The organism is Vibrio sp. ABG19, from assembly GCF_029962385.1.
Taxonomy (GTDB): domain Bacteria; phylum Pseudomonadota; class Gammaproteobacteria; order Enterobacterales; family Vibrionaceae; genus Vibrio; species Vibrio ostreae.
Genome location: NZ_CP071707.1, coordinates 1,261,890 through 1,281,024, shown reverse-complemented (window position 1 = coordinate 1,281,024; position 19,135 = coordinate 1,261,890). Strand labels below are relative to the sequence as shown.

Here is a 19,135-nt window from a genome sequence, read left to right as displayed (position 1 = left end):
GTTTATGTTTCAACATGCCTTTACAGACTACCTTGTGAAACTGCAGGAGGCCAACCATCGCTGGTGGCGGGATTTCGAAGTCAACAAGGAGGTCATGAATACCCCTCTTAATAAAGCGTTGCAGGAAGTCAACTGGGATGACACGGCGCAGCTGTTTGAGAAAGCAGCGCATCAACCTGCGGCGGTTTTGCAATTGCAAACTGAGTGGTGGGAGCAGCAGCTGAAAATCTGGCAGAACGTTGTTTTGGAAGGTAACCAAAAACAGGTGGTAGAAAGCGAGCAGGGCGATAAGCGCTTCGCGGACGAAACCTGGAAAACGGACCCATTTTTCAGCTTTATTAAGCAATCTTACCTGCTTTACAGTAAAAATTATCTGGACACGATCAACTCGGTGGACGGGCTGGATGAGAAGACCAAGGAACGCATCCTGTTTTTTGCTCGCCAGTCAATTAATGCCTTGTCTCCGAGTAATTTCATTGCGACTAACCCAGAGCTGCTGAAGCTGACCATCGAACAGAACGGCGAGAACCTGCTGAAGGGAATGGAGCTGCTGAAGGAAGACGTTGAGTCCAGTGCCGACATTCTTAAAATTCGCATGACCAACAACAATGCGTTCCGAGTCGGTCAAGACATCGCCAATACGCCGGGTGACGTGGTTTTTAAAAATGATCTGTTCGAGCTGATTCAATACAAACCGATGACAGAAACGGTCAACTCGACGCCGTTGCTGATCGTACCGCCTTTCATCAACAAGTATTACATTCTTGACCTGCGTGAGAAGAACTCACTGGTGCGTTGGCTGGTTGAACAGGGACATACTGTGTTTATGATGTCCTGGCGTAACCCGGGTCAGGCTCAGGCCGATGTGAACTTCGAAAACTATGTGTTGGATGGGGTAGTGAAAGCCGTGACTGCGGTTGAATCTATCACTGGCCAGGAACAAATTAATGCAGTGGGGTACTGTATTGGTGGTACGGTTCTGGCGACAACTATTGCGTACTATGCAGCGAAGCGCATGAAAAAGCGTATCAAATCAGCGAGCTTTTTCACGACCTTGCTTGATTTCTCGCAACCTGGCGAAGTGGGCGCATACATCAATGACACCATCATCAGTGCCATTGAAATGCAAAACAACGCCAAAGGTTATATGGATGGTCGTTCACTCAGTGTGACCTTCAGCCTGTTGCGTGAGAACAGCCTGTACTGGAACTACTATGTCGACAATTACCTGAAAGGCAGCAGTCCGGTCGATTTCGACTTACTGTACTGGAACAGCGACAGCACCAACGTTGCAGCTTCAACGCACAACTTTATGCTGCGTGAACTGTATCTGGAGAACAAACTGGTTCAGGACAAAGGCGTGAAAGTTGGTGGCGTGTGGATTGATTTAGATAAAATCAAGATCCCGAGCTACTTTATCTCGGCAAAAGAGGACCACATTGCTCTTTGGCAGGGAACTTATCGCGGCGCGTTAAAAACGGGTGGCAATAAGGTGTTTGTGCTGGGTGAGTCAGGTCATATTGCCGGTATTGTTAATCATCCGGACAAAAACAAATATGGCTTCTGGACTAACGATACACTGGAAGAAACCGCTGAAGAGTGGCTGGAAAGTGCACAGCGTACCGAAGGCTCATGGTGGAAACACTGGGATGAGTGGCTGCAAACGTTCAGCAACAAAGAGAAAGTCGCGCCGTATGCAATGGGTAACGATGAGTATCCGGTTATCGACGTGGCGCCTGGACAGTACGTTAAACAGGTACTGCCGGTTGTTGATACTGAATAAATTTTCTTATCTGTTAAGCGCCATGACTCACCATCATGGCGCTTTTTTTCAACTGGCGGATGAGCCTGGCTGAGACGGCAATCGCTGACTTTTCCTGCATGATTGCCCGAATGCAAAAAACCGGCGCAATACGCCGATTTTGTATCTCTGCGGGAGCGCAAAGTCATCCGTTTTTGCTCCCCGGTTTTTTTGATTGCGTGCTTCTCCTGTGCAAAGTCAGGAGTGCGTGTCGTTACGTGTCTTTGTCTTTGGTTAGCGACAGTAACCACACACATACCACTGCGACGGCCGCAAAGCCACCCAGAATAATGACCGGCATGGCGCTATAGCCCAGGACATGCCAGATAACAGATTCTAATGTACTCATGGGTTGTACTCCTTACTGCCAACCTTCAACGCCATGCATATCCGGCAGGTTATGCGCTATGCCTTTGTGGCAATCGACACAGGTTTTTTCTCCTGAAGCCAGTGCGGTCGAGTGCTGCAGAGCACTGCGCTCGCTTTGCTCGGAAAAATCCATATATTCAAACTGATGGCAGTTTCGGCATTCCAGCGAATCGTTCTTTTTCAGCCGCGCCCATTCCCGTTCCGCCAGGTGAGCCCGCCGGGCCTGGAATTTTTCCGGTGTATCTATGGTGCCGACAAAGTGGGCAAACAGTTCTTTTGATGCCTGGACTTTACGTACTATCTTATCCGTCCATTCATGTGGTACGTGACAGTCCGAACAGATAGCACGCACGCCGGAACGGTTAGAATAGTGTATGGTTTCCTGGATTTCAGCCACGATAGGGGCATGGCATCCGGAGCAGAAAGCTTCTGAGTTCGTCGCTTCCATACCGGTATTGAATGCCCCCCAGAACAGAAGACCACCGGCAAAGCCCATAAACAGCACCACGCCAACCGCGGCTTTGCTCGGGCTTTTTAACCGTTGCCAAAACGCTTTGAGTAATTTCATACATTGCCTCTCAAATTAATACCAGGTTTGGTTAGCGGAGTGAGTCGACGCTTTCAAACTTGTTTTCTACCAAAGGTTTTGCATCAGCCTGAGGTACATGGCATTGCAGGCAGAAGTAACGTCGTGGCGATACATCTGCCAGGACAGCATCTTCACGGTTAACAAAGTGAGTTACACTGATTTTGGTTGCGCCCATTTCCTTGGCGTTTTTCCAGCTATGGCACGCCAGGCATTTGTTGGCGTTCAGCGAGACTTCATAGTTACGAATGTTATGTGGGATCAGCGGCGGCTGATAAACATAATCACTCTCCAGAGTATGTTCACGCGGGTACTTTTTCATATTATCTGCGGCACGAGTATCTTCCAGGAGAGTACTGCCACGCAATGATTCCAGTCCGCCAACACCACCCGGATTATCCAGTTCTGCCTGTGCTATACCTGCAATCAGCGTACAGAGTGTCATGAGTACCATGAGTAGTTTCTTCATCTTACATTCTCCGCCCAATGGCTTGAGTCTTTGAGCGGGCTGCGAGAGTGCAGCCCGGCATATTCTGTTGATGGCTTATGCCTGTCTTACTGGGTTGAGGCCACTTTGGTGATCTTAACCGGACATTTTTTAAAGTCTGTCTGTTTGGACAGCGGGTCCGTTGCATCCAGGATCAGTTTGTTGATCAGAATACGTGCATCGAAGAAAGGGACAAATACCAAACCCTGCGGCGGTTTATTGCGGCCACGAGTTTCAACTCTGGCACGTACTTCACCGCGTTTATTGCTGATCACAACTTCGTCACCACGGCGCAGACCACGTGCTTTGGCATCTTCATGGTGCATAAAACAGACAGCATCCGGAAATGCTTTGTACAGCTCGGGTACCCGGCGGGTCATGGTACCGGTGTGCCAGTGCTCCAGCACTCGGCCTGTACACAGCCATAAGTCAAATTCGGCATCCGGTACTTCAGGTGGTGCTTCGTACGGTGCTGAAATGATCAGCGCTTTACCATCCGGTTTACCGTAGAAATCCCAGCCGCTGCCTGGTTTGGCATAAGGGTCAGAGCCTTCTTTGAAGCGCCATAATGTTTCTTTTCCGTCAACAACCGGCCAACGCAGACCACGTACCTGATGATAGACATCGTACGGTGCTAAATCATGGCCGTGGCCGCGACCAAAAGTGGCATACTCTTCAAACAGGCCTTTCTGAACATAAAAGCCGAAATGGTGTGCGTCGTCATTGAGTTCGCGGGCTTCTTCGATAGCGAATTTGTCGACCTGACCATTGCGGAATAACATGTCATACATGGTTTTACCACGGTATTCTGGGGCTTGAGCCAGCAACTCTTGCGGCCAGATCTCCTCCATCTTGAAGCGTTTGGAAAATTCCATTACCTGCCACAGATCTGATTTGGCTTCACCGACGGTAGAGACCTGTTGGTACCAAGCCTGAGTACGGCGTTCTGCGTTGCCGTATGCCCCTTCTTTTTCTACCCACATCGCTGTTGGCAAAATCAGATCGGCGGCCTGAGCAGTTACTGTCGGATAAGGGTCTGAAACCACGATAAAGTTATCCGGATTACGGTAGCCAGGCAGGCGTTCACTATTGATATTCGGGCCTGCTTGCATGTTGTTATTGCACTGTACCCAGTAACAGTTAAGTACCCCGTCATTGAGCATGCGATCCTGCAAAACGGCATGAAAACCAGGTTTTGGCGGTATGGTTCCTTCCGGCAGCTTCCAGATTTTTTCCGCGATGGCACGGTGTTGCGGATTGGCAACCACCATGTCCGCTGGCAGGCGATGGGAAAACGTGCCTACTTCACGAGCGGTACCACAGGCTGAAGGTTGTCCGGTCAGTGAAAACGGGCTGTTGCCCGGAGTTGAAATTTTACCGGTCAGTAAGTGCAGGTTGTAGACCAGACTTTGCATCCAAACCCCCCGGGTATGCTGGTTCATACCCATGGTCCAGAGAGACATCACTTTGGTGTCAGGGTCAGCATATTGTTTCGCCAGCATGATCAGTTTTTCGACGCTGACGCCAGACATCTCAGAGGCTTTCTCAGCGCTGTATTCGGCCACAGACTGTTTGTATTGTTCGAAACTGATATCACTCATCGCGCCTGAGTTAGCGTTCTTCGCCTTTTGTTGCAGCGGGTGATTATCACGCAAGCCATAGCCGATGTCCGTGGTGGCTTGTTTGAAGTGAGTGTGTTTGTTGACGAAATCCCAGTTCACCGCATCATTTTGAATGATGTAGTTGGCAATGAAGTTGGCAATGGCGAGATCAGACTGCGGATGGAATATATAGCCGTGATCGGCCAGTTCAAACGAACGATGGTAATAAGTCGATAGTACGTTCACTTTCACATGCGGATGACTGAGGCGACGATCAGTAATGCGGGTCCAGAGAACCGGGTGCATCTCAGCCATGTTAGAACCCCACAGCACAAACACGTCTGCATTTTCAAAGTCATCGTAGCAGCCCATTGGTTCATCGATGCCGAAAGTACGCATAAAGCCGCCTACAGCCGAAGCCATACAGTGGCGGGCGTTGGGGTCGATGTTATTTGAGCGGAAACCGGCTTTCATCATTTTGGCCGCAGCGTAGCCTTCCATAACGGTCCATTGGCCGGAGCCAAACATGCCGACGCTGGTTGGTCCTTTCGCTTTCAGCGAGGCTTTCCATTTTTCAGCCATAACGTCAAATGCCTGATCCCAGGACACTGGCATGAAGTCACCGTCTTTACTGTATTCGCCGTCTTTCATGCGCAGTAACGGTTGTGTCAGGCGATCTTTGCCATACATGATTTTCGACAGGAAGTAGCCTTTGATACAGTTAAGCCCTTTATTAACCGGTGCTTCCGGATCTCCCTGAGTCGCCACGATACGGCCATTCTGAGTCCCGACCAGGACCGAACAACCGGTTCCGCAAAAACGACAAGGCGCTTTGTCCCAGGTGATCTTAGTTTGGTCTGAACTGGCGATCAGATTGGTGGCAGTCGCTGGCAGTGTAATACCTGCCACTGCAGCAGCAGAAGCAGCTGCGTTTGCTTTTACAAACGCGCGTCTTGTCATTTTCATACGTCACCCTCAAATTGGGATTGTGGTTGTTCTGATTCGGTCGTGAATGAACTCTGATCCAGTGCGTCCAGATCCGTTTCGATCTGGTGGTAGACCAGTACTGCGCTGAGCACATTCGGTAAATTATTGATGGCATCAATGGTATCGGTCACGAAACCCTGATTTTCGGTCTCGAGAACCACCACAATTTTACCTTCCGGGCTGTCCCCGTAGATTTCGGCGTTATCGAACTGCTCGATCGCAGTCTTGACGCTCGCGAGATGTTGCGGGTGGGTATGTACCACCAAACTTGAAATATGCACTTCATTCAGCGACATAATGATCTCTTATCGTTATTCAATACGGGTAACTTTGATAGCGTCGGTCGGGCAAACTGACACACAAGCACCGCAGCCATTACATTCATCAGTGTTGATTGCCGGTTGAGCCACTTTTCCTGCTGCCAGATGAAAATGAATCGCCATCACATCGCAACTGTCACCGCAACTGCGGCACTCGACGTTCTGGGTTGCCAGGCAGCGTTGGCTTATGGATGCTGTGGCCTGCCAGGGCGATTCAGACTGGGGCAGAAAAATGGGTGCAGGGCAGACTTCTGCACATTGGTAGCAAAAGGTGCACTCATCCAGAGCAAAATCGACGCTCGGAAATCCGCCGTCACCATGAACGATGATGTTCATTTCACATGCTGTAAGACACTGACCGCAGCGAGTACAAAGATCGGTCAAGACTTCTGCACTGATAATCCATGGCAGGCGAATTGCATCACTATCAACTAATTGACGAGTAAAAAGTCTTCGTTTAGAGAAGTCCACCACGCGAATTACCCACTGTTTTAAAGGTTATCAATTGAGTATGGCTCACAATTTCAGTTGATATACTTCAATTATCCATACGCAAATTGTAGTTTTTGGCATAGTGGTATAAATACCCCTAAGGGGGTAAAGCGGAGTAGGCTTGTTTTAGATCAATAAATTCAGGCGCGTATCATCACATATTTGCAGCGCATTCCATTTTGCGCAGGAATAGCCGTGCAACGGCAGAGTAAAAAACAGCACGTCAGGGAGATATTTTTGGCGATACAAGTTGAGAAATCGGTCACTAGTACGATTGCGAAATCGATGTTGCTGATCGTACTGCTTTCAGTTCTGATCACCGGGTTTGCAATTATCACCCTGGCTTCATCGCTTAATGACGCGGAAGCGGTAAATGTTTCAGGCTCAATGCGGATGCAGAGTTATCGCCTTGCTTACGATATTCAGAGCGAGTCAGCCAGTTACATGCAACATATCGCTGCGTTCGAGCAGTCACTGAATGCACCGTCAATGCAGGCGGTACGTAACTGGAATGTTCCGGAGAATATCGCCCAGGATTACGAAGCATTGATCATGCGCTGGCAGATACTTAAAGCGCAGCTAACCGGAGATAATAAGCAAGAATATCTCCACCAGGTCGAAGACTTTGTCCGCCGTATCGACGGATTTGTCCTTAAATTACAACGATTTTCTGAACAGAAGCTGATTAATCTGGCTTGGGTTGGTGGGCTGGGCTTGGGCGGCGTATTGTTGATCTCACTGTTTGTTGTGCGTTACATCCGCAAAGAAGTCGTGCGCCCGTTACGTGCTCTGGTTATCGCCAGTGAACAAGTGCAGAATCGCGCCTTTGAGGTACAGCTCGATACCAACAGCCCTAACGAGCTGGGTATTCTTTCCGCTACATTCAATGTGATGGCAGGAGAGTTGGGTAAGCTGTATCGTGGTCTGGAACAGGCCGTGAATGAGAAAACCCATAAGTTGCAACGAGCCAATCAGTCGTTGGAGGTCCTGTATAACTCGGCCCAGCAGTTGACGGCAGCACGGATTACCCAGGACAACTACCAGGCGATTCTGCGTCATATGGTCAGCATCCAGGGGGTAAATGGCGTTAAGATCGAGATTGAGCAGGAGGCTAGCAAGCCTCTGATGCTGCAGGAAGGACAAATTTGTGGTGAAAATGCCAATAGTCGCGAGTTGATTTTGGCGGGTCAGTCGCTGGGTCATCTGTACTGGGAAGCAGGATTACCTTGCCCGGACCAGGCGCTGATCGAAAACTTCGCGCTGATGCTGGCCCGGGCAGTGTATTACAACCGGGCTCAGAAACAGGCCGAGCAGCTGCTGCTGATGGAAGAGCGGGCGACGATCGCGCGCGAGCTGCATGATTCTTTGGCGCAGTCTTTGTCTTATCTGAAAATTCAGGTCTCGCTGCTTAAACGGGTGATGGCTAAACTGGAGCAGAACCCGTACAGCTCACAAACTAACGATATCATCGGCGATATCGACCAGGGATTGTCCAGCGCATATACCCAGCTGCGTGAATTGCTGACCACGTTCCGCCTAACTATTAGGGAAGCAAACTTTGGTCAGGCGCTGGTGGATATGCTGGACCAACTGGCGGATCAGACACCGGCGCGGATAACGCTTAATAACAATTTGTCATCCATGGGGCTGGAGGCACATCAGCAGGTTCACTTGATGCAACTCATCCGTGAAGCGACCATGAATGCGATAAAACATGCGGACGCAACGCAAATTAACATCGATTGTAACGAACAGGACAATGAAGTGGTGGTTACCATCGAAGATGACGGCGTAGGGTTTGATCAGCAAGAAGCTAAACTCAACCATTACGGGATGAGTATTATGCAGGAAAGAGCTGGTCGTCTGAATGGCGAATTGCGCGTGGAAGCTTCGCCTGAACGCGGATGCAAAGTAACACTGACATATATGAGATCAAGGGATACACATGATGACGAAATGTAGAATAATGCTGGTGGATGATCATCCTTTGATGCGGCGCGGGATCAATCAGTTATTGAGCCTGGAAGATGAGTTCGAAGTCGTGACGGAAGCCTGCAATGGTAACGAAGCGATTGCTCTGGCTCATGAGTTTGATCCGGACATGATTCTGCTCGATCTGAATATGAAGGGATTATCCGGTCTGGATACTCTCAAAGCGCTGCGCGCTGATGGCTCCGGCGCCACGATTGTGATACTCACTGTATCCGACAGCGCTGCGGATATCGAAGCCATAGTGCGCGCCGGTGCCGATGGTTATCTGCTGAAAGATACGGAACCAGATGAGTTGATCGCCTTGCTCAAAGAGGCGATTGGGGGTAACAAGGCTTATAGTGACGTCGTCGCCAGATACTTGCTGGAGCGCAAAGATCAGCAAGATGTGTTTGATTCGCTGACTGAACGTGAAGCGCAGATCCTGGGTGAAGTCGCGAAAGGTTACCGCAATAAGCAGATTGCCGATCGTCTGTTTATTTCAGAATCGACGGTAAAAGTGCACATGAAGAGTCTGCTCAAAAAACTGCACGTGCCATCCCGCACTGCGGCGACAGTGCTTTATCTGGAGCGCTTTGGCGATATTGGCTGATACCCGGACGGAAGTTGCAGATCACCACAGGGTGACTGGCGAATGACGCCCTGTGATTTGTTTAGGTAGGATGCTAATTGAGGGATGTATCGATAATATCCAGTAGTGTTCGTGACTGCATAGAAATCGTGGCTGCACAGAAATCGTGACTGAATAGCAATCGTTAATCCGCGGGTAACGCCTGTTTGACTTCGAGACGATTTTTGTTGTCACGGTTGGCCAGTACCTGCTGCTCGTGATCAATCGCCAGGCTGGACTTAGCCAGACGGTCATAAAGCAGCACGTTGACCGTTGCCGCCAGGTTCATACAACCAACGGTTGGAACATAGACAACATGGTCGGCTTTATCAACCAGTTCCTGTGGCAGCGAACCATCTTCCGGGCCAAACAGATACATGGCTTTTTCCGGATGGATAAAGTTCGGTAACGCCGTTGCGCCCAAAGCCAGTTCAACACAGACAATTTTGACATCATCAGCCAGGTTGGCGGTGAGATCTTGCATCTCTGTCAGTTCAATATGCTGGCGTGCATTGTGAGTATCGGTCTGAAATTTGGCTGCGCGGCTGTAACGGGTGCCGTTAAAGCGTACTTGGGAAGCCTGGTAACAGCCGGCTGCACGCATCACGGCGCCTACGTTGGTCGGACTTTTCGGATTGTTCAGGCCAATAATGACGGTGGATTGGGTGGTCATGATTTCTCTCAGTAACAGGCGAGGCGCAAGTATATGACCACAGGCCAAAGAGCTCAAGGTGGTTAAGCTTTACTGTTTCGATGTGGGTTTGTCGAGTGAGAAGTTTGCAACAATATTGATGCTAGGCGTACGTTTTAATCCCATCTTAGTCTGGTGTTAAGTACATCGTTTGACGCTTGTGTCAGCTTACGCCGAGCCGGGTAAAGCATCTGTCAACTGAGGTCTGTTACTCACCAAATAATCGGTTGATTGAACAACAAAGGGCGCATTGCTGCGCCCTTTGTCTTAACTATGTAAATACAGATGGTTATGCGTATTGAGCAACCACCTGATGCCAGCGGTTACGTTTTTCCAGCAATTCTGCTTTGACTTGCTGATAGCGAGCTTTAAGTACAGAGAGCTCGTAGCGCTGCGCTGCTGAATTCTTTTTGCTTTCCAGTAGCTGCTTTTTGACATCGTAGTAGTTATGTAACTCGGTTATAAAAGCATCGAACTCACGCTGAATCGTCTCCACAATCGCATGCTGATTGGGTAGCTGAGTCACTTTACTGGTTGCGTACTTCAGGCTCATTTGGGCACGTGCTTTCTCAATTTTGATCGCAGGTGCGGTGCGCAGTTTAGTGGCCAGACCCAGCCAGGCACACAAGCGGATAATCCACTTGGTCGGGTCGTATTGCCACCAGTAAATACCGTTACGGTAGTCATTTTCAAAAATATGGTGATAGTTATGATAGCCCTCACCAAAGGTAAAGAAGGCAAGAATACCATTATCGCGCGCTGTATTACGGTCAGTAAAAGGCTGTTTACCCCAGATATGCGCCAGTGAATTAATAAAAAAGGTGGTGTGATGGTTGAGCACTAAACGCACCGCGCCAATCATCAGCAACATGCCCCACACATCGTTATAGATAAGGCCAAGCAGAATCGGCACACCAAGGTTCATGAGAATGGCGAGCGCAACGTAGTATTTGTGTTGCCACATCGCAATACCATCTTTCTGCAGATCACGGCAGTTGCTGTAATCGTCATAGGTTGCGGCATTGTAGCTGCGCAGCATCCAGCCGATATGTGAAAACCAGAATCCGCGTTTAGCGGAATAGGGGTCTTTATCGTTCTGATCGACAAACTTGTGGTGTACCCGGTGATCGGACGCCCAGTGCAGAGCACTGTTTTGCAACGCGAATGCACCGCCCAGCGCGCAAATCAGGCGCACCAGCCAGTGAGCCTCAAATGCTTTGTGAGACCACAGGCGATGATAGCCAGTGGTGATCGACAGGTTGCAGAACGAAAAACAGACCACCAGCCAGATCCAGTGTTCCGCGCCGTAACCAAATTGCCAGCCATACCAGGGCGCAACGACCGTCGCCAGAATAAAGCTCACTGAAAATATTGTTATATTTAGCCAAATCAGAGGCGGTTTATTAGTCATTTACAGACCCTTAAGCTTACAAGTGTGCGCTAGAATATCAGCGAACTCTGTTATGTCAAATAGCATTAAATGAAATGTGACCAGAATGTTTTGCTTTTCTGCGCTAAATGCATAGTATGAAGGGGGTGAAAACCCATTACAGGAAGTAATAAGGACTAGTAAATGGAAATCAAAGTAGCAGAATATAGCGATTTTGAACGCATTGCAGTTTTGCATGCTCGTAGTTGGCAAATTAACTATGCAGGTATTCTGGAACAAGAATACCTGGATAATGAAGTGTTGGATGATCGCCGCCTTATCTGGCAGGCTCGATTGACGAACCCGCCTTTTAATCAGCATATTTTGTTGATTGAAGAGGCTGGATTACTGTGCGGATTTATCTGTGCATTTGGTAATCACGACTTTGAAAAAGGCACCAATATCGAATCTTTGCATGTTGACCCGGATTACAAAGGTCGCGGCTTGGGCTCAGTGCTGATTAAAGAGATGGCACAATGGCTGGAGAAATATTTCCCGGAGCAGGGGGTATATCTGGAAGTGGCGGAGCAAAATCAACCCGCGATTGATTTCTATGACCATATTGGTGGTGAACGTCTGGCTGAAAAAATGTGGCATGCACCGGGGGGGAGCGATCTGCCGGAGTGGATCTACAGCTGGAAAACGCCACAGGCGCTGATGCAGGCGGTTAACTAACCGCGCTCGTGTGGCATCAGGTCAAAGTGTACAGATTCTCAAAGCTAAAAAGACGAAAGGGCCGACTGGCCCTTTTTTGTTGCGACTGTCTTTGTTGCAAGCCTCTGCTGCCGCTTAACGGGTACTCGCTCTATCCATTCAGCCACAACGCTCAGCGAGTCTGAAATTCAGACACCGCGTCGTCCATTTGTTTGGCCTGCTGCGATACGCTGTCCACTTCACTTAGTACTTGCTGCGCGGAGCGTAAGTAGCGCGCGAGTTTAGATTCCATTTGCATCACCTGCAATAAGCAATAGAATGGCTAAATGTAACAATTGAAGCAACCACACACGAATCACTGTCATGTGAGATGGAGTTTTCATGAACTTAGAACGTTATAAAGGGCTGATCTTTGATATGGATGGCACCTTGATTGATACCATGCCTGCCCATATTGAAGCTTGGCGCACGACCGCTGAATTTTTTGACTTTCCTTTTGACGGGGATTGGCTGCACAGTATGGGCGGGATGCCAAGTTATAAAATCGTGGGTGAAATCAACCGAAAATTTGGTCTTGCGCTGGAGCCGATGGAGGTTGCTGAACACAAGATGCGGGCGTTTGCTGAGATTGACGACAGTGGCGCATTAATCGCAGATACTTACGCGGTATTTCAGGATTATCTGGGCAGTAAAAAAATCGCGATTGGTACCGGCAGCCAGCGTATCAGTGCCGAGAAGTTGCTGAGCCGGGTTGGAGTGCTGGACAAACTCGATGCCGTAGTGACTGCCACTGAAGTTGAAAATCATAAACCGCATCCGGAAACCTTTTTGCGCGCCTGTGAACTGATTGGCCTGCAACCCAGTGAATGCGTGGTGTTTGAAGATACCCATTTAGGTAAGCAGGCCGCACATGCCGGTGGTATGGACTGTATTATGGTGACAGAGCAGGGCCTGCAATTTCATCCGTTACCGCAGTAATGCGTGCACGGTTATTTATCGCCGCGATTTGTGTTGTTACTGGAACGTACGATAAACAGAAAGAGCGGCCATTCGGCCGCCCTTATGATTTTGCTTTCCCACATCAAAGGGATTGAGCAGCGATTACTGAATTGCCAGCAGTTCGACTTCAAAAATTAAGGTTGCCGACGGTGGAATCGGGCCTGCGCCATTTTTACCGTACCCCAGGTTGGCCGGTACATACAGGCGCATTTTCTCACCTTCAGTCATCAGCTGCACACCTTCCTGCCAGCCTTTGATGACCTGATTCAGCCCAAACACGATTGGCTCGTTGCGCTGATAAGAGCTGTCAAACACAGTGCCGTCCAGCAGACGTCCTTCATAGTGAACTTTCACCCGGCTGTTCGCTTTCGGGTGCTCAGTGCCGATACCTGGTTTTAATACTTCGTATTGTAAGCCACTGTGGGTGGTAATGACGCCTGGTTTGTTGGCGTTTTCTGTCATAAATGCCTGACCCTGCTCGATATTCTGTTCCGCCGCTTTGTGGTTATTCCAACTGCGATAGATGAACAGACCCGCCAGTACAAACACAACCACAGGCAAAATAATTTTATACATAGTCTCAATACTCAGTTTACGTCAGGTTATACGACCAAATCTGGTTTTGCTGCGTAATCAGAATGCTCATCGGATATTTGCTATACAAAACCAAGCCTTGATAAAGATAGGCTGATTCTAGCGGGTTCACCGGATGAGGCAAACCAGGAAATCAGGATTTGTTACCAATTTTGCATAAAGTTTTTGTGTGGCTGCCGATAATAAAAGAGTCGTTTCAACAAATGGATGAGAGATTCATGAGGGTTATTGCGTTATTTACATTATTGCTACTGACTGGATGTAGTTCCCTGTCTCTCGATAATCCAATCGGGATGTTGGATACTAATATGTTGGATACGGCTCCGCAAAGTGATCAGGACGTGCGTTACCCTGAGTGGGGTCATGCACCTCAGCCTGCTCCGGTATCTGTGGCGGTTCCAGCGGTTGCGACACCGATTCAGAGGCCGCAGAGGCAGGCTTCTGCCTCCGGCTACAGCTCACTTGAGCAGTTTTTAATGCAAAATGGTATCGATTATGAAGTGATGCCGGGCAACCATATTATGGTCAAGCTTAAACATACCATGCAGTTTGCCACCGGTTCGGCGCAGCTTTCTTCAGACTCCGCATACTGGCTCAATATTATGAGCCAGTTTTTGTCTCGTGAACGCGGTATCGACATCGTTATTGAGGGACATACCGATAATACCGGCACAACCACGCTGAATGATGGTCTATCGGTCAGGCGCGCTCAATCGGTCAAAGATACTCTGGTCAGAAATAATGTCGCACGCAATGCGATTTTTACCCGCGGTTATGGTGAATCTATCCCAGCGTGCACCAACAGCACGACTCAGGGCCGGGCGTGTAACCGCCGGGTAGAGTTACTTCTTATCGTCTCAAATAATTGATTTAGTTTGCGTGCGAGTTGCAAGACGAGTTGGATGTGGTTGCGACTTTAAGCACATGCTTTGTTACTACTTGTGTGGAGTTGTTGATTATACTCACGCAACTGAGGTTTATTGAGTATGATGTTTTGAAAACCGCCTTAAAATTGTGTATATAAGGCGTCTACAATGTATAAGAATTATTAAAGCCATGTCAGTGATTCAATCGTCTCAAAATGAAGTTCCGGTAGGGGAACAGGATCAGTTGGTCTCCACCACAGATCTCAAAGGTGTCATTACGTACTGCAATGATACGTTTTGTCGTATCGCCGGGTTCGAGGAGCATGAACTCCTGGGACAAAACCACAATATTGTGCGCCATAACGATATGCCGAAAGCGGCGTTTGCCGATATGTGGCAGCATCTTAAGCAGGGTAATGCCTGGCGCGGGATAGTTAAAAACCGCACCAAAACCAACGGACATTACTGGGTTGATGCCTACGTCACTCCCATCTACGAAGAGGGTAAAGTATGTGGCTATCAGTCAGTACGTGTTCAGGCGCAGCGTCAATGGGTGGATATTGCGTCGAAAGCGTACCAAGCACTGCGTAGTGCTGAACAGTCCGGCCGCAGCTTCTCTCTCAAGATTTCCGCTTCGGTGCGTTATGCTATTCTGCTCGGGTCGCTGGCGGCGCCTGCGGCTGCCTATTTCCTGGCGCAGAGCAGTAATATGCAGCTGTTGGCCAGTTTATTGCCGGCTGCGGCCTTAGGTCTCTTGTTCCGTCAGGAGTTGATTGATACACCCAAGCAGATCCATCGTTTGCAATCACAGTATGACAGTATCAGTCGTTTGATTTACTCTGGTAACAGTGCGTTTTCTGTGGTGGATTATCATCTGAAAATGGCTTCAGCCAGAATTCGCACAGTGCTGGGGCGTATGGTTGACTCAGCGCACCCGCTGCGGGACCTGTCTGAAAATTTAAGTGCTAATACGGCGGAAGTGGTGCAGGCGCTGAAACAGCAGAACGCCGATATTCGCAGTGTGGTGCAGGCTACAGACGCGGTCGAAGCTGCGGCAGATGCGGTATCCGGTAATACTCAAACTGCTCATGAGTTAATTGAAAAGGCATCGGCCAGTTGTTTGCATACCAAGCAAAGCATAGAGCAAACGCACAATAATCTGGTGGTGCTCAGTGATCAGGCTGAGCGGGCAACCGGCACGACCTATGAACTCAATGAGCAGGCGCAGAAAGTGGGTCAGTTGATGGAAGAAATCGGTGGCATCGCTGAACAGACTAACCTGTTGGCACTGAATGCTGCCATTGAAGCGGCGCGTGCCGGGGAGCAGGGGCGTGGCTTTGCTGTGGTTGCCGATGAAGTGCGTGCTTTGTCTGGTCGTACCCAAAAGGCGACTCAGCATATTCAGTCCAGCATTGATACCATGCTGAGTACGATTGAGTCATGGCAAAAAGAGATTGTCGAGAGTCAGAAACAGACTCAGGCGTGTGGTGCCGTGGCAGAAGAGAGCGGTCATCGCCTGCAGGAAGTTGAGCAGCAACTGGCACAAATGCAGAGTATCATCAGCGATATGGCTCACTCAGCTACGGCGCAGCGTGAACTGACCAGTGAGGTCAATCAGCATATTCATTCAATCGCCTCAATGGCAACGCAAAATCTGGCCGCAACCAATACGGTTGAAGAGTTCAGCCAGCAGATGAATGAGCGAGTGGATGATTTTGGCCAGCTCGCTAAGCGATTCGAAGAAAAATAACTCAATCAGGAAATGGCCGCATGATGCGGCCATTTTTGTCTTATATTCCCTCAAGATTCCCTCTGTTTTTCTTATTTCCTTAAATTTTCATGATCAATACGCCATAGGTCTGATGTGACTCGAAATGTAAAAAACTGTTTCTAAGTGATAATTTGTTATGTTATAACATTAATAGTTGTTAGGGTTGTTACGGAATTATCGTTATGAAGTCTGTGGTTGGAGAGATAGCGCGAACTCCTGTTAAAGCGCTCTTGTCGGTTTCACAAAGTCAACCAGCGCTGCAAGGAAGGCGTTTGTTATTGCTGTCGGCCCAAGTTCGCATCGGTTTGGCTGGCATTGTGCTGACGGCACTCTGGTTATCGATTTACTGGGCGGTACTGCTGCCATGATGACACTGGATCAGTTGGTGGTGGGTTATCGCGGGCAAGCCGTGACGCTGCCGGTCAGTGGCCGGTTTAAGCCGGGATCCCTGACCGCCATTATGGGGCCGAACGGAGCTGGTAAGTCGACGTTGGTCAAAACCTTATGTGGTTTGCAATCGCCGGTTTCCGGCCGTTTGGATGCTGCAGCTTGCATGTCTCACATCGCCTGGTTACCCCAGCGTGCCGAAATGGATAATGATTTCCCCATCAGTGTGTATGAGGTGGTCGCCATGGGATGCTGGCCCAAACAAGGTATAAGTAAGGCTCTGGGGCAAGATAACCACATCCGAATTGAACGGGCTTTGACTGACGTTGGGATTGGTGATCTGGCTGCACGTACGATAGGTGAACTGTCCGGCGGTCAGTTTCAGCGCATGTTGTTTGCGCGCATGTTGGTTCAGGATGCAGATGTGATGATGATGGATGAACCTTTTGCCGGTATCGATCAGGCCACGCAACAGATATTGCTGCAGCTTATGCTTACGTTAAACCAACAGGGTAAAACAGTGATAGCGGTGCTGCATGATGTCACTCTGGTGCGACGCTATTTCCCTCAACTGCTGCTGATAATGCCGGATCAGGTCAGATGGGGAGCCACTGATGAATTACTGACAGAGCAAAGATACGGTTCTGACGGTGTGGTCATTCCTCTGTTTCATCAGGAGAGCTTGTATGAGCACACACATCATTGATGCCTTCATCCAGTACGGCTTTATGCGCCGCTCTCTGGTGGCCTGCCTGGCGTTATCACTCAGCCTGGCTCCGCTCGGCGTGTTTTTGCTGTTGCGCCGTATGAGTCTGGTCGGCGATGCCTTGTCTCATGCGGTATTGCCCGGTGTCGCTGTGGGTTACCTGTTTTCGGGAATGTCGCTGCTTGCGATGGGGCTGGGCGGATTTATTGCCGGTTTGGTGGTGGCGATGGCATCAGGCTGGATCAGCAAAATGACCCGTTTGCAGGAAGACTCTGCTTTTGCCGGTCTCTATCTGGGTTCACTGGCACTGGGCGTTACCCTGGTGTCACTGCGCAGCAATGGTGTGGACTTACTCCACTTACTGTTTGGTTCACTGCTTGCCGTTGACGCAGATTCTTTGATGTTTATTGGCGCAATCAGCAGTTTTACTTTGCTGGTTATTGCTCTGCTGTATCGCGGCATCGTGTTCGAATCGTTCAATGCAAGCTTCTTTACCATGCATTCGCGCTCCTTCTCGTTGCTGATGCATGGTCTGTTTATGGCGCTGGTGGTGCTCAATCTGGTCGCCGGTTTTCAGGTGTTGGGCACCCTGATGACGGTTGGTCTGATGATGCTGCCGGCCATCGCCGCTCGCTGTTGGACCAACAGACTGAGCGTAATGCTGTTAGTCGCGGTACTGCTCGGAATGCTCAGTTCAGTCATCGGACTGGCCTGGTCCTGGTACCAGTCGATTCCGGCCGGACCGGCCATTGTGCTGACGGCGACCGCGGTGTTTCTTTTTTCCGTTCTTTTTGGCTCTCAGAAAGGCATTTTTACCCGATCAAAATCGATGGTGTATTCAAATTAAGGAGTAATAGATGAAAGTTTGGCAAGCAGCCGGTTGTTCTCTGCTATTGGCACTGAGCAGTTCCGCAATGGCAAAAACGGTGGATACCGTGGCAAGTTTTTCTGTGCTGGCTGATATTGTAAAACAAGTGGGCGGCGATCATGTCACCGTGTCAGCTCTGGTGGGGCCGGATGGTGATCCGCATACCTTTGTTCCTAGCCCGCAAGACAGCGTGAAACTTAATCAGGCTGATGTGGTGTTTATGAGCGGACTGGGTCTGGAAGGCTGGATGGATCGTCTGGTGACCGCTTCGGGATACAAGGGGCCGCTCATTGTCGCATCTGATGGGGTTCAGAGCCGGACCATGCAGGAAGACGGCGAGGTGGTCACAGACCCGCATGCCTGGAACAGCGCGGCGAACGGTGCTATCTACGCGCGTAATGTGACGGATGCGCTTAAAGCGGCTGACCCGCAGGATGCCGACTATTTTGAACAGCGCGGCAGTGATTATATCGAACAACTGACCAAGCTGGATCATTGGGCTAAAGCCCGTTTTGCATCCGTGTCTGAAGAGGGACGTAAAGTGCTGACCAGTCACGACGCATTCGGCTATTTTGGTGCCGAGTATGGCGTGACCTTCCTGTCACCGCAGGGCTTTTCTACGGAGTCGGAAGCCAGTGCGAAGCAGGTGGCCGAACTGATCAGTCAGATTAAATCACAGCACATTCACGCTTACTTTATTGAAAATCAAACGGATCCACGTCTGGTTAAACAGATTGCAACTGCAACCGGAGCGAAAGCGGGCGGTGAACTCTATCCGGAAGCGTTAACGGCTAAAGGCGGTGACGCTGATACTTATCTGGAGGCATTCAAACACAACGTGACAGTAATGGCCGACAGCATGAAGTAAGTCTGAGCGCATGTTTCCGACTGTGTTTGCGTAAATATCATTACCGGGCAGAGATCCGAT

The 19,135-nt window shown here is 49.5% G+C and carries 20 protein-coding genes and 1 pseudogene; 11 read left to right on the top strand and 10 right to left on the bottom strand.

Annotated features, from left to right (window positions below):
* The first annotated feature begins 4 nt into the window (after nt 1-4).
* Nucleotides 5-1,783, top strand: a complete 1,779-nt coding sequence (locus J0X00_RS05755; RefSeq protein ID WP_282476599.1) for a class I poly(R)-hydroxyalkanoic acid synthase — start codon at nt 5-7, stop codon at nt 1,781-1,783.
* Between the two features lie 232 nt (nt 1,784-2,015).
* Here the strand turns inward: J0X00_RS05755 and J0X00_RS05750 are convergent, their stop codons facing one another.
* The 6 genes from J0X00_RS05750 to napF form a co-directional block, all read right to left on the bottom strand.
* Entirely contained in the window at nt 2,016-2,150 is a 135-nt protein-coding gene (locus J0X00_RS05750; protein ID WP_218562018.1) for a TIGR02808 family protein, read from the bottom strand.
* Nucleotides 2,151-2,162: 12 nt separating this feature from the next.
* The gene (locus tag J0X00_RS05745; protein ID WP_136487689.1) at nt 2,163-2,738 is read right to left on the bottom strand and encodes a NapC/NirT family cytochrome c; all 576 of its coding nucleotides are present in this window, start codon (nt 2,736-2,738) and stop codon (nt 2,163-2,165) included.
* Nucleotides 2,739-2,769: 31 nt separating this feature from the next.
* Entirely contained in the window at nt 2,770-3,225 is a 456-nt protein-coding gene (locus tag J0X00_RS05740; protein WP_136487690.1) for a nitrate reductase cytochrome c-type subunit, read from the bottom strand.
* 86 nt (nt 3,226-3,311) lie between these two features.
* A complete protein-coding gene (gene napA / locus J0X00_RS05735) occupies nt 3,312-5,810 on the bottom strand; it encodes a periplasmic nitrate reductase subunit alpha (protein WP_136487691.1) in 2,499 nt (832 codons plus the stop codon).
* Nucleotides 5,807-6,127, bottom strand: a complete 321-nt coding sequence (locus J0X00_RS05730; RefSeq protein WP_136487692.1) for a chaperone NapD — start codon at nt 6,125-6,127, stop codon at nt 5,807-5,809. The genes napA and J0X00_RS05730 overlap by 4 nt, the downstream gene beginning before the upstream one ends.
* 15 nt (nt 6,128-6,142) lie before the next feature.
* On the bottom strand, nt 6,143-6,625 hold the full coding sequence (napF, locus tag J0X00_RS05725) for a ferredoxin-type protein NapF (protein ID WP_282476598.1): 483 nt from the start codon (nt 6,623-6,625) through the stop codon (nt 6,143-6,145).
* A gap of 255 nt (nt 6,626-6,880) precedes the next feature.
* On the opposite strand from napF, the gene narQ reads away from it, so the two are divergent.
* Together narQ and J0X00_RS05715 are read left to right on the top strand one after the other, a co-directional pair.
* Nucleotides 6,881-8,605 (top strand): nitrate/nitrite two-component system sensor histidine kinase NarQ, encoded by a 1,725-nt coding sequence (gene narQ, locus J0X00_RS05720; RefSeq protein WP_282476597.1) that lies wholly within the window; start codon nt 6,881-6,883, stop codon nt 8,603-8,605.
* Nucleotides 8,592-9,224: a response regulator gene (locus J0X00_RS05715; RefSeq protein ID WP_136487702.1), complete on the top strand. Its 633-nt coding sequence runs from the start codon at nt 8,592-8,594 to the stop codon at nt 9,222-9,224. The genes narQ and J0X00_RS05715 overlap by 14 nt, the downstream gene beginning before the upstream one ends.
* A gap of 163 nt (nt 9,225-9,387) precedes the next feature.
* On the opposite strand, the gene J0X00_RS05710 is transcribed toward J0X00_RS05715, so the two are convergent.
* Both J0X00_RS05710 and J0X00_RS05705 read right to left on the bottom strand, forming a co-directional pair.
* Nucleotides 9,388-9,915, bottom strand: coding sequence for an RNA methyltransferase (locus J0X00_RS05710; protein ID WP_136487694.1), 528 nt, complete (start codon nt 9,913-9,915; stop codon nt 9,388-9,390).
* Between the two features lie 307 nt (nt 9,916-10,222).
* Nucleotides 10,223-11,344 (bottom strand): fatty acid desaturase, encoded by a 1,122-nt coding sequence (locus J0X00_RS05705; protein WP_136487695.1) that lies wholly within the window; start codon nt 11,342-11,344, stop codon nt 10,223-10,225.
* Between the two features lie 162 nt (nt 11,345-11,506).
* Here J0X00_RS05705 and J0X00_RS05700 point away from each other — a divergent pair, with 162 nt between their 5' ends.
* On the top strand, nt 11,507-12,037 hold the full coding sequence (locus tag J0X00_RS05700; RefSeq protein ID WP_136487696.1) for a GNAT family N-acetyltransferase: 531 nt from the start codon (nt 11,507-11,509) through the stop codon (nt 12,035-12,037).
* A gap of 151 nt (nt 12,038-12,188) precedes the next feature.
* On the opposite strand, the pseudogene J0X00_RS05695 reads toward J0X00_RS05700, so the two are convergent.
* Nucleotides 12,189-12,284: pseudogene (locus J0X00_RS05695) on the bottom strand (methyl-accepting chemotaxis protein); the annotation flags it as partial.
* A 113-nt stretch (nt 12,285-12,397) separates the two neighbouring features.
* Between J0X00_RS05695 and J0X00_RS05690 the strand changes: the two are divergent.
* Nucleotides 12,398-12,994, top strand: a complete 597-nt coding sequence (locus J0X00_RS05690) for a beta-phosphoglucomutase family hydrolase (protein WP_136487697.1) — start codon at nt 12,398-12,400, stop codon at nt 12,992-12,994.
* Nucleotides 12,995-13,117: 123 nt separating this feature from the next.
* Here the strand turns inward: J0X00_RS05690 and J0X00_RS05685 are convergent, their stop codons facing one another.
* Complete coding sequence (locus tag J0X00_RS05685; protein ID WP_282476596.1) at nt 13,118-13,591, bottom strand: FKBP-type peptidyl-prolyl cis-trans isomerase; 474 nt, start codon at nt 13,589-13,591, stop codon at nt 13,118-13,120.
* 236 nt (nt 13,592-13,827) lie between these two features.
* On the opposite strand from J0X00_RS05685, the gene J0X00_RS05680 reads away from it, so the two are divergent.
* From J0X00_RS05680 to J0X00_RS05655, 6 genes are all read left to right on the top strand, one after another.
* Nucleotides 13,828-14,478, top strand: coding sequence for an OmpA family protein (locus J0X00_RS05680; RefSeq protein ID WP_218562013.1), 651 nt, complete (start codon nt 13,828-13,830; stop codon nt 14,476-14,478).
* Between the two features lie 187 nt (nt 14,479-14,665).
* Nucleotides 14,666-16,225: a methyl-accepting chemotaxis protein gene (locus tag J0X00_RS05675; RefSeq protein WP_282476595.1), complete on the top strand. Its 1,560-nt coding sequence runs from the start codon at nt 14,666-14,668 to the stop codon at nt 16,223-16,225.
* A gap of 203 nt (nt 16,226-16,428) precedes the next feature.
* Entirely contained in the window at nt 16,429-16,614 is a 186-nt protein-coding gene (locus tag J0X00_RS05670) for a hypothetical protein (protein ID WP_218562011.1), read from the top strand.
* Nucleotides 16,611-17,339, top strand: a complete 729-nt coding sequence (locus tag J0X00_RS05665; RefSeq protein WP_282476594.1) for a metal ABC transporter ATP-binding protein — start codon at nt 16,611-16,613, stop codon at nt 17,337-17,339. The genes J0X00_RS05670 and J0X00_RS05665 overlap by 4 nt, the downstream gene beginning before the upstream one ends.
* Nucleotides 17,320-18,186 carry a metal ABC transporter permease gene (locus tag J0X00_RS05660; RefSeq protein WP_282476593.1) on the top strand — a complete coding sequence of 289 codons (867 nt, stop codon included), beginning with the start codon at nt 17,320-17,322 and terminating at the stop codon, nt 18,184-18,186. Before J0X00_RS05665 ends, J0X00_RS05660 begins: the two co-directional genes overlap by 20 nt.
* 10 nt (nt 18,187-18,196) lie before the next feature.
* The gene (locus J0X00_RS05655) at nt 18,197-19,075 is read left to right on the top strand and encodes a metal ABC transporter substrate-binding protein (protein WP_282476592.1); all 879 of its coding nucleotides are present in this window, start codon (nt 18,197-18,199) and stop codon (nt 19,073-19,075) included.
* Nucleotides 19,076-19,135: the final 60 nt, after the last annotated feature.

Excerpts from the sequence above, each read along its gene's own strand:
- J0X00_RS05755 (WP_282476599.1), top strand. The coding sequence starts at position 5 with ATGTTTCAACATGCCTTTACAGACTACCTTGTGAAACTGCAGGAGGCC.
- J0X00_RS05750 (WP_218562018.1), bottom strand. The coding sequence starts at position 2,150 with ATGAGTACATTAGAATCTGTTATCTGGCATGTCCTGGGCTATAGCGCC.
- J0X00_RS05745 (WP_136487689.1), bottom strand. The coding sequence starts at position 2,738 with ATGAAATTACTCAAAGCGTTTTGGCAACGGTTAAAAAGCCCGAGCAAA.
- J0X00_RS05740 (WP_136487690.1), bottom strand. The coding sequence starts at position 3,225 with ATGAAGAAACTACTCATGGTACTCATGACACTCTGTACGCTGATTGCA.
- napA (WP_136487691.1), bottom strand. The coding sequence starts at position 5,810 with ATGAAAATGACAAGACGCGCGTTTGTAAAAGCAAACGCAGCTGCTTCT.
- J0X00_RS05730 (WP_136487692.1), bottom strand. The coding sequence starts at position 6,127 with ATGTCGCTGAATGAAGTGCATATTTCAAGTTTGGTGGTACATACCCAC.
- J0X00_RS05715 (WP_136487702.1), top strand. The coding sequence starts at position 8,592 with ATGACGAAATGTAGAATAATGCTGGTGGATGATCATCCTTTGATGCGG.
- J0X00_RS05710 (WP_136487694.1), bottom strand. The coding sequence starts at position 9,915 with ATGACCACCCAATCCACCGTCATTATTGGCCTGAACAATCCGAAAAGT.
- J0X00_RS05705 (WP_136487695.1), bottom strand. The coding sequence starts at position 11,344 with ATGACTAATAAACCGCCTCTGATTTGGCTAAATATAACAATATTTTCA.
- J0X00_RS05700 (WP_136487696.1), top strand. The coding sequence starts at position 11,507 with ATGGAAATCAAAGTAGCAGAATATAGCGATTTTGAACGCATTGCAGTT.
- J0X00_RS05690 (WP_136487697.1), top strand. The coding sequence starts at position 12,398 with ATGAACTTAGAACGTTATAAAGGGCTGATCTTTGATATGGATGGCACC.
- J0X00_RS05685 (WP_282476596.1), bottom strand. The coding sequence starts at position 13,591 with ATGTATAAAATTATTTTGCCTGTGGTTGTGTTTGTACTGGCGGGTCTG.
- J0X00_RS05680 (WP_218562013.1), top strand. The coding sequence starts at position 13,828 with ATGAGGGTTATTGCGTTATTTACATTATTGCTACTGACTGGATGTAGT.
- J0X00_RS05675 (WP_282476595.1), top strand. The coding sequence starts at position 14,666 with ATGTCAGTGATTCAATCGTCTCAAAATGAAGTTCCGGTAGGGGAACAG.
- J0X00_RS05670 (WP_218562011.1), top strand. The coding sequence starts at position 16,429 with ATGAAGTCTGTGGTTGGAGAGATAGCGCGAACTCCTGTTAAAGCGCTC.
- J0X00_RS05665 (WP_282476594.1), top strand. The coding sequence starts at position 16,611 with ATGATGACACTGGATCAGTTGGTGGTGGGTTATCGCGGGCAAGCCGTG.
- J0X00_RS05660 (WP_282476593.1), top strand. The coding sequence starts at position 17,320 with ATGAGCACACACATCATTGATGCCTTCATCCAGTACGGCTTTATGCGC.
- J0X00_RS05655 (WP_282476592.1), top strand. The coding sequence starts at position 18,197 with ATGAAAGTTTGGCAAGCAGCCGGTTGTTCTCTGCTATTGGCACTGAGC.